Raw genomic sequence first — 14112 nt, 5'->3', positions numbered from 1 at the left:
TCAAATCATTGGGTGCAACGCGTCATGACAGGCAGTGACTTCGGATCAGGAGGCGATCGGCGTGTGCAGAGTTCTCGGCTCCTTCGCCGCAGGGGCGGACCGCCCCGAGCCGGCCCAGCTCGCGGCGGTCTCCGCGCGCCAGCGCCACGGCGGGCCCGACGAACACCAGGTGCTCAGCGGGCCCGGCTGGTCCCTCGGCTGCGACCGGCTCGCCGTCACCGACCCCTGCGGCGGACAGCAGCCCTACCGGCTGCCCCACCTCCCCGGCATCCTCGCCGTGCTCAACGGCGAGATCTACAACCACGTCGAGCTGCGCCGGACCCTCGCCGCGCGCGGCCACCGCTTCCCCGACCGCTGCGACGGCACCGTGCTCCCCGCGCTCTACGCCGAGTACGGCCCCGCCTTCGCCGAACACATCGACGGCATGTTCGCCGTCGCCGTCCTCGACCTGCGCCCCGGCAGCACCCAACTCGTCCTGGCCGTCGACGACATGGGCATGAAGCCGCTCCACCTCCACCACGACCCCTACGACGGCTCCACCCGCTTCGCCTCCGAGATCCCCGCCCTCCTCGCCTTCGAAGGGGTGCGCATCGCCCCCCGCGAGGACTCCCTCGACACCGTCCTCGCCACCCGCACCTCCTTCTCCGCCCACACCGCGCTCGACGGCGTCAGCGTCCTGCCGCCCGGCGCCACCGCCCTCGTCCGGCCCGGCACCGCACCCGTCGTCCGCCGCCGGGGCCCCCACCGGGCCGCCGCCCCCGTCGGCGACACCCAGGACGTGCTGCGCCACGAGGTGCGCAGGCTCGCCCAGGCCGAGGTGCCCGTCTGCGCGATCACCAGCGGCGGGCTCGACTCCGGCCTCGTCACCGCGCTCGCCGCCGAGCAGGCCCGGGAGGCCGACGCGCCGCCGCTGCACACCTTCCACCTCACCTACCGGGGCCGGTGGCCCGACTCCGAGGCCGCGTACGCCCGTTCCGTCGCCCGCCGCACCCGGACCGTCCACCACGAGGTCGTGGTCGACCCCGACGAACTCGGCTCCCTCCTCACCCGGACCGTCCGCCACCTGGGGCAGCCCAACGCCGACCCCATCACCCTCTCCACGTACGCGCTGTTCCGCGCCGTCCGCCAGAGCGGCTTCACCGTCGCCCTCACCGGCGACGGCGCCGACGAACTCTTCGGCGGCTACGACCGGATGCGGGAGGCGCTCGCCGCGCCCGCCGGGTCCGACTGGGCCGCGCTCTACACCGACGCCCTGTCCGCCGCCCCCCGGCTGCTCCGCGAGCACCTCTACACCGCCAACTACCGTGCCCACATCGCCGATCAGGGCTCCGCTGCCGACCGCATCGAGCAGGAACTGCGCTCCGCCGAGGCCGTCGGCGAGGACCGGCTCACCGCCATGACGGCCTTCGAGACCCGCTGGCGGCTCCCCGCGTACCACCTGCGGCGGGTCGACCACCTGTCCATGGCCTGGGCCGTGGAGGCGCGCCTGCCGTTCTGCCAGCCGTCCGTCGTGGCGCACGCCCGCGGACTTCCGGCGGAGGCGCGGACGGGCAAGCGCGCGCTGTACGAGGCGGGGGCCGAACTGCTGCCCGCCACGGTGCTGCGGCGCCCCAAGCAGCCCTTCACGCTGCCGGTCGCGGCGATGCTCACGCCCGGCAGCCCGCTCCTGGAGACCGTCCGTGAACTCCTCTCCCCGGCCAGGCTCGTCCTCGGCGGGAAGGTCCGCGCGGACCGCGTCCAGAAGCTCCTCGCCCGTCAGCTCGAACGCCCCTCGCGCCACGACGCGCAGGCCCTGTGGGCCCTCGCCGTCCACGAGCTGTGGACGGAGGTGGTCCAGGGAATGCGCATCCCGGTCGGCTGTGCGGCCTGACCACCGGCCCGGCCCCGCGTCCGGCCCCGCGTCCGGGCCGGTGTCCGGGCCGGTGTCCGGGCCGGTGTCCGGGCCGGTGTCCGGACCCGCGACCGCGTCGGGCCCCGCGTCCGGGCCGGTGTCGGGCCCCGGCCCCGCGTCCGCCCCCGGCCCCGCGTCCGGCCTCGGCACCACGGCCCGGCCCGCCGCCGGGCCCGCCGCACCGAAGGCCCCGGGCCGGAACAGGGCGCCCACCGGGGGAGCCCGGCCCCAGCCCGGCGGCGGGACGGCCGCCGCCCCGCCGCAGGGCGCCCCGCCCCCGCCCCGGGACCCCCCGGAGCCGGACGCGGCGCCCGGCAAGGCGTCCGGCGCGCCCCCCGCCCGGCCCCTCCGGACGCCCCACGGCCCCCGCCGGAACCCGTGCCGCCCCGGAGCCGTCCGGACCACCACCGCCCAGGCCACCGTCGTCCGGACCACCACCGTCCGGGCCACCGTCGTCCGGGCGCGCGACGCCCCCGGGCCCACGCTCGTCGTGCGGCTCGACCAACTGCCCGCCGGGGCCCTCGCGCTCGGGGGCGAACTGGCCCGACTGCGCCGGGCGCTCGCCGGGACGCCGTACGCACGGCTCAACAAGATCGCCCTGTACGGCCCCGCCGCCCGCCCCGGGCGCGACCTCGACTACCGGTTCGTCCAGGCGCTCCCGGACGGCCGGTTCGACTTCCGCACCGGCTGCGGACACTCCCTCCTCGCCTGCGTGGTCGCCGAGGGCCGCCCCGGGCCCGTCACCGTCCGCGCGGTCACCACCGGCGACACGGTCCTCTGCACACCGGAACCAGGCCCCGTACCGCCGCACGCCGCCTCCGGACCCCCGCCCGCGCCGCCGTACGCCCCCGGACCCCCGCCCGTACCGCCGCGCACCCCCGGCACCGCCCCCTCGCCCCCGTACACCCTGCACTTCCTGCGGCCCCCCGGCGCGCCCGGCGGGCTGCCCAGCGGGCGTCCCGTCGACGTGCTCGACGGGACGCCCGTCTCCCTCGTGTCGTACGGCAACCCGTACGTCTTCGTCGACGTCCGGCACCTGGCCGCGCACCGGGGCGACGACGCCCTGCGGGACCGGCTGCTCGTGCTGCGCGCCGAGGCCGCCCGGCTCCTCGGGCACCCGCCGCGCTCCGCGCTCCCCAAGATCGCCGCCTTCGGCGCGGGACCCGGCGGGCTGTCCGTACGGGCCCTGACCGTCGGCGGCTGGCACCCCCGGCTCGCCCTCACGGGCGCCGCCGCGCTCGCCGCCGCCGGGGCCCTCGACGGCACGGTCGTACCGCCGGTCCACGGTCCCGTCCACACCCCCGGCGGGCCGGTCACGGTGACGGCGGGACCCGACCGGGTGGGGGTGCACCACAAGCGCGCGGACGTGCTCGACAGTCTCGAACTGCCCTGGCGTGTCCACGCAACGGCGTGAACGCGCACCCCTCTCACCAGGTGCGCGGCCGTCTCCCTCTGCCACGCTGAACGGGACCGGCAATCGGTATCCGTGGGGAGAGCAGACACACATGAAATTCGAGAATCTGCGTGTCGTCGTGACCGGAGCGTCCCGCTATTTCGGTCGCGCGCTCGCCGTCGGATTCGCCCATCTCGGCGCCGAGGTGTACGTCTCGGCACGTACCGTCGAGGCCGCCGAACGCACCCGCGCGGAGGTCATGGGTTCCGCCCGCGACCGCATCCACGCCTTCGGCTGTGACCTCAGCAAGCCGTCCGAGATCAGGGAGTTCGCCTCCCGGGTCTCCGAACACACCGACCGCGTCGACCTGTTGGTGAACAACGGGGCCCGCTGGCTCGACGGCATGGACCTGGAGGCGGCCAGCGACGCCGAGATCGTCGAGACGATCGAGTCGACGGCCGGCGGCACGGTCCTCATGGTGAAGCACTTCCTGCCGCTGCTGCGCGGCTCGCTGCGGCCCGACATCGTCAACATGGTCGCCGTCCGCGACGCCGAGGGCGCCTCCGCGGCGACCGCGGGCGCCGCGCACGAGGCCTTCTGGGCGGCGAAGAGCGCCCAGGCGGGATTCGCCGACATCCTCTCGCGCCGCCTGCGGCCGTCCGGAGTCCGCGTCTTCTCCCTCTTCCCGCCCGACTTCTCCATCTCCGACCCGCGCTTCGCGGAATGGGACGGATCGAACCCGGACGGCATAGCACCCGACGAGAAACTGACGACGCAGGCCCTCTTCGAATGCATCGTCTACGCGGTCGAGCAGCCGCGCGACTGCTTCATCCGGTCCTTCCACTTCGAGCCCCGCTGACCCGCCCCGCCGACCCGACCCCGCTGGCCGCCCTGCGCCGACAGCGCTCCGCCGACCGCGACCGCTGAAGCCCACCGCACCACAGCGTCAAGGAGGTCCCATGAGCACCCCCGTCTGGATCACCGCGACCCCTCCCGCCACCCACGGCGAGCTGCACATCGGCCACCTCGCGGGGCCGTACGTCGCCGCCGACGTCCTCACCCGCTATCTGCGCGCCGAGGGCGAGGCGGTGCGGTTCACCACCGGCACCGCCGACCACGCCAGCTCCGTCGAGGTCCGGGCGCTGCGCCACCACCGCAAGCCGGAGGAGGTCGCGGAGGGCTACCGGGCCGCGATCACCGCCGACTGGCTGCGGTCCGGCGTGGAGTTCGACCACATCGTGCGCCCGCGCAGCGACAAGGGCTACGGCCGCTGGGTGCAGGACCTCTTCGGCCGGCTGTACGCGCAGGGCGTGATCGCCCCGCGCACCCGGCTGCTGCCGTACTGCGAGCCGTGCGACCGCTGGCTGCACGGGGCCCACGCCACCGGCACCTGTCCGCACTGCGGGGCGGCCAGCGACGGCGGCATGTGCCACGAGTGCGCCCGCCCCAACGACGGCGGCGACCTGATCGCGGCCCGCTGCGCGCTCTGCGACACCCCGGCGGTGGCCCGCCGCTGCCGCAGGCTGTACGTGCCCCTGGAGCCGTTCCGGGAGACGCTCGCGGACTACTGGGCGACGGCGGGCCTGCCGCCCCGGCTCGCGGCGCTGTGCGAGTCGCTCGTCGAGGACGGGCTGCCGGACATCGCGGTCGGCCACCCCGCCGACTGGGGCCTGCCGGTCCCGGTCGAGGGCTTCCCCGAGCACCGGATCGACGGCTGCTTCGAGGCGGCGGCGATGCACCTCTTCGGCTACGACGTGACCGGTCCGCTGCCCCGCCGCGCCATCCACTTCTGCGGCTTCGGACACGCCTTCTGCCACGCCGTGCTGCTGCCGGTGCTGCTGCTCGCGCAGGACGTGAAGCTGCCGCAGGACTTCAACGTGAACGAGTCGTACGTCATCGAGGAAGGCGTCCGGGAGGGCAACGTCTGGGCGCTGGACCTGCTCACCGAGTACGGCTCCGACACCCTGCGCAGGCACGTCCTCCAGGCCCGCCCGCTGGGCCGCCGCACGGTCTTCCAGCGGGAGCGCCTGGCGGCGGCCAGACAGGAGCTGGACGAGAACTGGAACAGCTGGCTGGCCCGGCTCTTCGCCGCCGTGCGGGAGGAGTGCGCCGGACTCGCGCCGCAGGCACTGCCCGGCGGCACCGGCTGGGAGATCCTGGAGCGGCGGCTGCACCGGGCAGTGGACGATCTGCGCGAGGCGTACGGCCCCGACGCGTTCGACCCGCGCCGGGCGGTGGCGGTCCTGGACGAGATGGTCCGGTCGGTGGCCGACTTCGGGTACGTCAACGCCCATGAGCGCTGCCGCCCCAGCACCTCCTGCCGTCATCTGCCCGCGCTCGCCGCCCAGTTGGCGGTGGCCTCGGCCCTGTCGGCGTGGGCGCGGCCGGTGATGCCGGAGGGTTCCGACCGGCTGGCGGCGGCGCTCCAGGTGGCGCCGGGACGTCCGGTCGACTGGCACGCCCTGACCGCGCCCCTGCCGGGGGCCCGGCTCGAACCGCCGTCGGGTCCGGTCTTCGGCTTCTGACCGGCCCCTCCGACGGCCCTCAACTACTAATCCACTAAGTACATACGCGGACATCCGGGCGAAGGGTGTCCGCGTGCGCGATCAGACAAGGCTACCGGGATGCCGCCGGGATCCGGACGAGCGAAATCCGAAGAACGGGCCCGGCACGAAGAAGCCCGGCACGAAGAAGCCCGGCACGAAGAAGCCCGGCACGAAGAAGCCCGGCACGAAGAAGAGCCGGAGCGAAGAAGCCCGGAGCGAAGAAGAGCCCGAGCGAAGAGCCGGAACGTGGAAGCCCAGAACTGAAAAAAGACCGGAACTGAAGAAGAGCCAGAACGAAGAAGATCGCATCAGACCGTTCCCCTTCCCCGCCGCGTGTGTCCGTGCGCGCGCGAGCGACGCGCGGGGACACCCGCGGCCCCTCTCCCCAGGAGCCCCTCGTGTCCCTGCGCGTCGCCATGCTCAGCGTCCACACCTCCCCGCTCCACCAGCCCGGGACGGGGGACGCGGGCGGGATGAACGTCTACATGGTCGAGCTGGCCCGAGCCCTGGCCGAACAGGGCGCCGAGATCGACCTCTTCACCCGCTGCCGGGGCGAGGGCCACGCCCCCCGGGTCGCACTCGCCCCCGGCGTGGAGGTCCTGCACCTGAACGCCGGTCCCCGCGAGCCGCTGCCCAAGGAGGCCATGCCCGACCTGGTGGTGCCGTTCTCGCTCGCGCTCCTCAAGGAGGAACGCCGCTACGACCTGGTCCACTCGCACTACTGGCTCTCCGGGCAGGCGGGCCGCATCGCCTCGGTCGGCTGGCGCGTCCCGCTGGTGCACACCGCCCACACCCTGGCCCGGGTGAAGAACGCCTCGCTGGCCGCCGGTGACACCCCCGAGCCGGAACTGCGGGTCCTGGGCGAGCACCAGGTGGTGGCCGCCGCCGACCGGCTGATCGCCAACTGCGCCGACGAGGCGGAGGCGCTGCGCGACCTCTACGGGGCGGAGGAGCCCCGCACCGAGGTGGTCCGGCCCGGGGTCGATCTGCGGACCTTCCACCCGGCGGACGGCCGGGCGGCGGCCCGCGCCCGGCTGGGACTCCCCGCCGACGCGTTCGTCCCGCTCTACGCGGGCCGCATACAGCCGCTGAAGGGCCCGGACGTGCTGGTACGGGCCGTCGCCGAACTGCTGGCCGAGGCACCGCACCTGCGCCGCGGGCTCCTCGTGCCGGTGATCGGCGGCCACTCGGGCGCGACCCGGGAGGGCACCGCGTGGCAGCTGGCCCGCGAGCTGGGCGTGACCGATGTGCTGCGGCTCTGTCCGCCGGTGGCCCAGCACGTCCTGGCGGACTGGTACCGGGCGGCGGACGTCCTGGTGGTGCCCTCGCGCAGCGAGTCGTTCGGACTGGTGGCCCTGGAGGCGCAGGCCTGCGGGACCCCGGTGCTCGCGGCGGCGGTCGGCGGGCTGCCGACGGCGGTCTGGGACGGGGTGACGGGCCTGCTCGTGCACGGCCACGACCCGGTGGAGTACGCCCGGCGGCTGCGGTGGCTCGCGGAGCACCCGGAGGTGACCGTGACCATGGGGGCGGCGGCGGTCGGCCACGCGCGCGGGATGAGCTGGCGCGCGTCGGCCGCACGGACCGTGGAGGTGTACCGGGCCGCGCTCGCGGAGACGCGCCGGCCGGTCCTTCCCGGGGTGGTGGGGCAGGGGCGGCGGCACGCCCCTGCCCCGGCGGCCCCTCTCTCCTGGAGGAACGAGAAGGCCGTAGCACAAGTCTAGCATCTCTTTTGGTCGAACCAAAGATATGGCGCGCTCCGGATCGGTCAATTCCGTTGTGGAGAAGGCAGATTGACGCATCCACGCCATGGCGGGTCCACGCAGAGAGGATCCCTGGATTCGATTCGAACGCCGGGACAGAATAGAGATGTCTTCAGGGAACGCCCGGCGGCACGGGCCCCCAGAAGAGAATTCGACATTCCAAATCCTGGAGGAATCATGTCCGTTGCGCAGAACACCGGAATCCGCAAGGCCGTCCGTCAGCTGCTGGTCTCCATGGTCGCCTGTACCGCCGTCGCGGGCGGCGCCGCCTTCGCCCTCGACTCGGGCAGCGCCCCCGTCGCCCCCCAGACCTACGCGGGCGTCGCCGAGGACAACGGCTGGCCGGTCGTCCCCCCGAAGCCGACCCCGACCAACTGACCTACCACCACCGGTCATTGCCCCGGTAATTCGTGCCCCCCCCAGGCCCCGCAATCGCTGCCACGATTGTGGGGCCTCGGCAATTCCCCGCGTATTTCTCCGCCCGGGAATTCCGGAGGCTCAGTCCAGCCAGCCGAGCCGCACCGCGCGCGCCCCCGCCTCGAAACGGCTCGTCGCCCCCAGCTCCTGCATCAGCTCCGAGATCATCCGGCTGACCGTCCGCAGCGACACCCCCAGCGTCCGCGCGATCCGCTCGTCCTTCATCCCCGACGCCAGCATGTGCAGGGCCGCCCGCTGCTGCTCCGAGAGCCCGTCGCCGCCCGCCTCCGCCGTCGCCTCGTTCCCGTACGGCGTCGCCGTGTGCCAGCAGTGCTCGTACAGGCTCAGATACGGCCGCACCAGCGCACTGCCCCGCGCCAGGATCGCGCCCTCGCCCGGATCGTCCGGCCGGATCGGCACCAGGGCGAACTGCTGGTCCGCGATGATCATGTTCATCGGCACCACCGGGGCCAGCCTGATCTCCACCCCGACCTCCGCCCGCAGCCCCAGGAACTTCTCCATGTACGGGTCCGTGGCCTCCTGCCGGCCGTAGACGGCGCGGACGCGCACCCCGTTGGCGATCTGCCGCCGGTCCCGGTCCAGCATCCGCTCCGGGTTCTGCCGCCCCGGCAACCCCGGGTGCATCGCCGCCGAACTCTCCTGCATCACATCGGTGATGTCCTCGATGGCCTGCTGGATCCTGCGGTAGTCGGTCAGCGCCTCCACGTGCGCCTCCGCCCGGGTCAGCGCCTCCGCCCGCAGATAGGACCCCGCCAGGATCTCCAGCGTGCTGTACGCCTCGTCCGCCTCCGCCAGGTGCTCCCGCAGCCGCTCCCGCTCCCGCTCCAGGAGCCGCAGCAGCGCGATCTCCGGATCGATCGCCGCGACCGTGTCCGTCTCGGAGCGCCAACTGCCGTCCGCCACAGCCGACACGGTGGCGTGCGCCTGCCCCGTGGGCACGATGAGGCCCAGCTCCAGCAGCTCGCGGCGACATCGCTCGTACTCCTCCGCCGCGAGCCCCAGCTCACCCCGGACCTCCTCGAAGTCCGAGACGCCCCGGCGGCGCAGTTCCTGGTACACGGTCAGCAGGACGTCGGTCGTGCCGTCCCCCCTGTGGTCTCCCGCGGTGCCCATGGCGAAGTGACCCCCCTCATCCTCCGAGTCGCCCCCGCCCTCACCCTGTCATACGGCTCGGCGGGAGTCCGTCGTGCGTTGTCTGCACCTACCGTGAAGCAAAACGAACTCCTCTTACTAGGCCCCCTGTTCGGACCCTTCGCCGTCCAGGAGGCCGAGCCGGGCCGCTTTCACCCCGGCTTCGAAGCGGCTCGCCGCACCCAGTTCCTGCATGACCTCGGAGAGCAGCCGGCTGACGGTCCGCAGCGACACCCCGAGACTGCGCGCGATCTGCTCGTCCTTGATGCCGGACGCCAGCATCTGGAGCGCCGCGCGCTGCTGGCCGGACAGTCCGTCGCCGCCGGTCTCGCCCGGCTCCTCGCCGTAGCGGGTGGCCGCCTGCCAGCAGTACTCGTACAGCGCGAGGTACGAGCGGACCAGTCCCGGCCCCCGGGCCAGGATGGTGGGCGACCGCGGATCGTGCGGATCCGTCGGCAGCAGCGCGAAGTTCTCGTCCGCGAGGACCATGTTCATCGGGACGACCGGCGAGAGCCGCAGCTCCACCCCGAGGGCGGCGCGCTCCTCCAGGTGCTGGGTCATCTCCGGTACGGTGCCGACCCGGCGGCTGTACATGGCGCGCACCCGCACCCCCCGGGCCGCCCGCGAGCGGTCCCGCTCCAGCTCGGCGGCCATGTCCTCGCGGCGCACCGATCCGGTGTGCATCACATGGACGGCGCCGCGGACGGAAGCGGTCAGCTCCGTCAGCTCCCGCAGCACCCGCTGCGGATCGGTGACGATCTCGACCTCGACCTCGGAACAGGGCGCGGCCCCGGCCCGCAGAAACGGTCCGGCAAGGGTTTCGAGCGCGGTGTGCGCCCGGCTCGCCGCCGCCAGCCGGTCCTGGAGCCGGTCGCGCTCCCGGCGCAGCAGCCGCAGCAGTGCGACATCGGGTTCCACGACGGCGTACTCCCCGGTCCCGCCCGCCGCTCGGGCGGTGTCCGTCCCGGAGCTCCCGTCGCCGAGAACGGGCTGGTCGCACCCGGTGGTCACCACGCCTCCGACGCCCGGGGGCCCCTCGTCGGAAGGGCCGGGCGGCGCGTGCGGGCGCGGTTCGGTGAGGCCTAAGGAGGTGAGTTCCCCCCGGCAGCGGTCGCGCTCGTCGGCGGACAGCTCAAGCCGGTCCGCGACCTCGTCGAACGTGGCGTCCGGGCGGCAACGGAGCTCCTGGTACACGGCGAGGGCCTGCTCGCTGCCCACCCGGGACACGGCGGCGTTTCTTGACACGGCGCAGCAGACTCCCCTCGGATCCCGGCGGACCCTGTTGAATCGCCCCGCTAGACAGTGCCACACATTCGAACGACACGCACGGAGTTGACCACTGCTCAGGCGGCGGAGGCGCTCGTCCGGCACTCCGGGCACAGGCCCTTGAACACGATCTCCGCGTCCTCGACCCGCCACTCCCGCAGGGCTCCGCGCGGCGGTTCGGGCGCGGTCGCCGACACGTTCTCCACCCGGCCGCACACCGTGCACAGGGCGTGCTGGTGGGGCGGTCCCGACACCTCGAAGACCGCGGGCAGACCGGGCCGGTCGAACTTGCTGACCAGGCCCGTCTCCTGGAAGTGCCGCAGCATCTCGTACACGGCCTGACTGGTCAGCGTGCCGAGCCGCTCCCGGGCGGTCGTGGTGATCGCCTCGACGTCGAGATGGCCGCCCGAGGCGAGCACCGTGAGCACCTCCAGGCGCGGGCCCGTGACCCGCAGCCCGACATCGCGCAGGCGCTGGATCACCGCCTCGCGGCCCGTCAGCTCTTCCACGACTGCCATCTTCTCCGCCCGCCACCTGGTCGGCTCAAACTTTTGTAGGCATCGTACCTCTTGCTCGTCAACGTCGTCAGGTGCCCGTGGTCGCCGCCCGGCCGTCCGCGCCGGGTGCCGGCCGTCGCCCGGTCGTACGAGGCGGGTGCCCCGTACCGCCGTTCAGTCGTCCGTCCTGCACACGAGGAGGACGGACTCCGTCCGCTCGTCGATCCGGTGCCGACGCCGGCCTTCGATGTGCAGTCCCGCCGACTGCAGCTCCGCCGCGAGCCGCTCCGGGTCCACGATCCACTTGTCGGTGGTGAGCACGACCCGCTCGGTCGAGACCTTCCCGGTCCGCGCCGCGTAGTACGTGATCCGCTCGCTCATCGACGGCAGGTCGAAGACCTGCCGGGCGACCACCCACTCGTCGATGCCGTCGAAGCGCGGCACCTGGAAGGCCCAGGTCCTGCGCGGCTCCGCGATCAGTCCCGGCAGCTGGTGCGCCGTGTAGTCCAGGGCCAGCGCCCCGCCCGTGTCCAGGTGCGCGGCGACCTCCCGCAGGAGGGCGGGCCGCCGGGCGGGGGGCACCGCGGAGACCATGGCGCCCGCGAGGAGCGCGAGCCGGTAGCTGCCGTGCAGCCGCAGCCCGGCCAGGTCCGCCCGGTGGGTGACGACGAGCCCGGCCACCTGCGGACCGATCCGCCGGGCCCAGCTCTCGAGGCGCTCAAGGGCCGAGGCGTCCCGGTCCACGGCTTCCACGGCGAAGCCGTGACGGGCGAACGGGACGGCGAGCCGCCCGGCGCCGGAGCCGAGGTCCAGAACGGGTCCGCCGGTGGAGCGGGCGAGGCTGAGGTACCGGACGATGTCCGCGCTGTGCGGGCCGAGCAGTGCGTCGTGCAGCCAGACGGAGTGCTCGTCCGAGGGGGAGACCGACTCCAGTCCGGGGAGGGTGTCCGGGGTGACCCGGATGCCCGCTCCGGGGGCGGGTTCCCGCTCCCGGTCGTATCGGGACGGCAGGACCGGCGCGAGCGTCGCGGGCACGTCGGGCAGGGAAGTGCCGCTCGGTGTGTGCATCGCTCCTCCAGGGGCTCGCTCGGTCCATGCCGTCCGGGCGTGGTTCCCGTGCCGCCGGGATCGCGCCGCTGGACCCATCCTGACCTGGGGAGGGAACGCCGATCTACCGGATCGGGCTGCGTGAACACGCGATGGCGTGGATCTGCCACGTCCCCCTGAGGGGTGAACGCGCGAAGAGGAGTTCGAGGAGCGGGGTCCCTAGGGGGCCAGCGGGCGGCTCCAGCGGGTCGGGGAGAGGGCCGAGAAGCCGAGCCGGGTGTAGAAGGGGAGCGCGGGATCGACCGCCGCGGGGAGCTCCACCCGCTGGTCGAGGGCGCCGTGCTCGCGCATCCGCTCGGTGGCCGCCGTGAGGAGCGCGGTCCCCACGCCCCGGCGCCGGGAGCCGTCCGTCACGGCCAGCGCGTACACCTCGCCCTCGCCCGGTACGGGGACCCCGCCGGCGGCGGCTCCGACGATCACGCCCTCCGCGTCGGTCGCCACCAGCCAGCCGAGCCAGCCCGGCGCGCCACCCGGAATTTCAATTTCCGCTCGTATGCGGGGGAGTGCGCATTGTGCGGAGATCAGCCGCCGCATCGGGATTTCGGCCAGTATTTCGGTGTAGCTGCTCCGAATGGCGTCGGCAAGCAGCCTGGATATCGTCGTCGCATCGCCGGCCGCGGCCGTCCGTACGCCAGCCAGCTGCATTGGTTTCGTACCCTTCGACGTGCCGAGCGTGAGTCCCAACATACCCACAATAGCGGGGAATTCAGTTGTCCGTGACCGATGCGAAATCTACGAATTCGCTTAGTAAATAACCGTGGCTTATCAGGGGAACGAGCAGCAGGCGATGATCAGGGGAGCCATCGCGAGCGCCGCCGACGCGATGGTCAGCAGACCGAGCAGAACCGGGTGCCCCGCGCTGTGCGGGGTGAGGATGCGGCGCATCCGCAGCGCGGCCGAGGGGCCGCCCGCGGCGAAGGCGGACCGGGGCGCCCGGCCCGAGGCGAGCGCGTAGAGCGCGGTGGCCAGCGCGTCCCGGGTGCAGCGGCGCAACGCCCGGTCGTCCGCCGCCATTTCGAGGAGCAGCGGTACGGCCGTGGCGCCGTGCCGGGCCAGCGGCAGATGCGGGAAGACGGCCGCGAACGCCTCGGTCGCCGCCACGAGGAGGTGGTGGCGACCGGTGATGTGGGCCCGCTCGTGCGCGAGCGCCGCCGCGAGCTGCGCCGGGGTGAGGGTGTGCACCGCGCCCGAGGAGACGACGACCCGGCGGGAGCTGCCGGGCAGGCAGTAGACGGCGGGCCGTTCGTCGTCGAGGACGATGGCCCGCAGGGCGGGGTCGTACCGGCCGACCAGCCGCAGCACCCCGGCGTGCCGGACCCGCATCCGGCGGGCCCTGGCCAGTCGGCGGACGAACGCGGCGACGGGCAGCGAGAGCGCGGCGAGGGAGAGGGTGAACGCGAACCGTTCGCGTCCTTCGAGGTGGAGCATCTGCTCCAGGGTGGGCGGCTGGAGGGCGAACAGCGCTTCGCCCAGCCGGTGGCTGCTCTCGGCGGGCAGCACCAGCTGGGCGGGGAGGAGGGCGGCGGCGGCGGCGAAGGAGGCGCCGCTGGCGGCCCACACGGCGAGGGCGAGCCGGGGTGCCTGCTGGGCCCAGCGGGCCCGTACCACCAGCCAGGGGACCGCGAACCCGGAGAGCAGGGCGAGCCCGATCGGGACGAGCAGGTGGTGGTTCACGGGCGGCCCCCGTCCCCGGGCCGGGGTTCGTGACCGCCCCGGGCGGCGCGCAGCGCGGCGTCCAGGGCGGCCATGTCCTCGTCGGAGATGACCTCGACGAAGCGCAGGAGGGCCGCCGGGCGGTCCTGGCTGTCGCCGAGGGCGTCCCGCATGAGTCCCGCCGTGTACTCCTCGCGGCTGCGGACCGGTTCGTACAGCCAGGCCCGGCCCGCCTTCTCGCGCCGCAGCCAGCCCTTGCGGTGCAGGATGTCGGCGACGGTCATCACGGTCGTGTACGCGACCCGGCGTCCCCGGTTGATGTCGTCGACGATCTCGCGGACCGTGGCGGGCCGCTGCCAGGCCCACAGCCGGTCCATGATCTCGGTCTCCAGGTCTCCAAGGCGGCGCACGTGCATCCCCTCCCCCTACG

At 73.9% G+C, this 14112-nt stretch carries 14 protein-coding genes; 6 read left to right on the top strand and 8 right to left on the bottom strand.

All coding sequences use genetic code 11. The features are described 5' to 3' along the window. Window positions 1-61 precede the first annotated feature (61 nt). From asnB to ACIO92_RS15200, 4 genes are all read left to right on the top strand, one after another. Window positions 62-1870 (top strand): asparagine synthase (glutamine-hydrolyzing), encoded by a 1809-nt coding sequence (gene asnB, locus ACIO92_RS15215; RefSeq protein WP_366439888.1) that lies wholly within the window; start codon window positions 62-64, stop codon window positions 1868-1870. A 76-nt stretch (window positions 1871-1946) separates the two neighbouring features. Next, window positions 1947-3305: a hypothetical protein gene (locus ACIO92_RS15210; protein ID WP_402281520.1), complete on the top strand. Its 1359-nt coding sequence runs from the start codon at window positions 1947-1949 to the stop codon at window positions 3303-3305. A gap of 91 nt (window positions 3306-3396) precedes the next feature. Then, window positions 3397-4143, top strand: coding sequence for an SDR family oxidoreductase (locus tag ACIO92_RS15205; RefSeq protein WP_351780725.1), 747 nt, complete (start codon window positions 3397-3399; stop codon window positions 4141-4143). A gap of 100 nt (window positions 4144-4243) precedes the next feature. Further along, complete coding sequence (locus ACIO92_RS15200; protein WP_402281518.1) at window positions 4244-5809, top strand: class I tRNA ligase family protein; 1566 nt, start codon at window positions 4244-4246, stop codon at window positions 5807-5809. A gap of 81 nt (window positions 5810-5890) precedes the next feature. Here ACIO92_RS15200 and ACIO92_RS15195 read toward each other — a convergent pair whose 3' ends face one another. Then, window positions 5891-6139: a hypothetical protein gene (locus tag ACIO92_RS15195; protein ID WP_402281516.1), complete on the bottom strand. Its 249-nt coding sequence runs from the start codon at window positions 6137-6139 to the stop codon at window positions 5891-5893. 26 nt (window positions 6140-6165) lie between these two features. Here ACIO92_RS15195 and mshA point away from each other — a divergent pair, with 26 nt between their 5' ends. Together mshA and ACIO92_RS15185 are read left to right on the top strand one after the other, a co-directional pair. Beyond that, complete coding sequence (mshA, locus tag ACIO92_RS15190; protein ID WP_401236396.1) at window positions 6166-7551, top strand: D-inositol-3-phosphate glycosyltransferase; 1386 nt, start codon at window positions 6166-6168, stop codon at window positions 7549-7551. 216 nt (window positions 7552-7767) lie between these two features. Beyond that, entirely contained in the window at window positions 7768-7968 is a 201-nt protein-coding gene (locus tag ACIO92_RS15185; RefSeq protein WP_366439885.1) for a hypothetical protein, read from the top strand. Between the two features lie 120 nt (window positions 7969-8088). Here the strand turns inward: ACIO92_RS15185 and ACIO92_RS15180 are convergent, their stop codons facing one another. The 7 genes from ACIO92_RS15180 to ACIO92_RS15150 all read right to left on the bottom strand — a co-directional run bounded on the left by ACIO92_RS15180 (window position 8089) and on the right by ACIO92_RS15150 (window position 14092). Next, complete coding sequence (locus ACIO92_RS15180) at window positions 8089-9141, bottom strand: helix-turn-helix transcriptional regulator (protein WP_366439884.1); 1053 nt, start codon at window positions 9139-9141, stop codon at window positions 8089-8091. 117 nt (window positions 9142-9258) lie between these two features. Next, window positions 9259-10404: a LuxR C-terminal-related transcriptional regulator gene (locus tag ACIO92_RS15175; protein ID WP_402281513.1), complete on the bottom strand. Its 1146-nt coding sequence runs from the start codon at window positions 10402-10404 to the stop codon at window positions 9259-9261. 98 nt (window positions 10405-10502) lie between these two features. Continuing rightward, the gene (locus ACIO92_RS15170; RefSeq protein WP_366439882.1) at window positions 10503-10943 is read right to left on the bottom strand and encodes a transcriptional repressor; all 441 of its coding nucleotides are present in this window, start codon (window positions 10941-10943) and stop codon (window positions 10503-10505) included. 153 nt (window positions 10944-11096) lie between these two features. After that, a complete protein-coding gene (locus ACIO92_RS15165) occupies window positions 11097-11990 on the bottom strand; it encodes a methyltransferase domain-containing protein (RefSeq protein WP_366439881.1) in 894 nt (297 codons plus the stop codon). 198 nt (window positions 11991-12188) lie between these two features. Further along, window positions 12189-12470: a GNAT family N-acetyltransferase gene (locus ACIO92_RS15160; protein WP_366439880.1), complete on the bottom strand. Its 282-nt coding sequence runs from the start codon at window positions 12468-12470 to the stop codon at window positions 12189-12191. A gap of 324 nt (window positions 12471-12794) precedes the next feature. Further along, window positions 12795-13703, bottom strand: coding sequence for a M56 family metallopeptidase (locus tag ACIO92_RS15155; RefSeq protein ID WP_366439879.1), 909 nt, complete (start codon window positions 13701-13703; stop codon window positions 12795-12797). Next, window positions 13700-14092, bottom strand: coding sequence for a BlaI/MecI/CopY family transcriptional regulator (locus ACIO92_RS15150; RefSeq protein ID WP_366439878.1), 393 nt, complete (start codon window positions 14090-14092; stop codon window positions 13700-13702). Before ACIO92_RS15150 ends, ACIO92_RS15155 begins: the two co-directional genes overlap by 4 nt. Window positions 14093-14112 lie beyond the last annotated feature (20 nt).

The sequence above is a fragment of the Streptomyces sp. NPDC087215 genome (assembly GCF_044744885.1).
Lineage (GTDB): Bacteria > Actinomycetota > Actinomycetes > Streptomycetales > Streptomycetaceae > Streptomyces.
The sequence above is the reverse complement of the archived record's forward strand: the minus strand, read 5'-3'. Positions and strand labels throughout refer to the sequence as shown.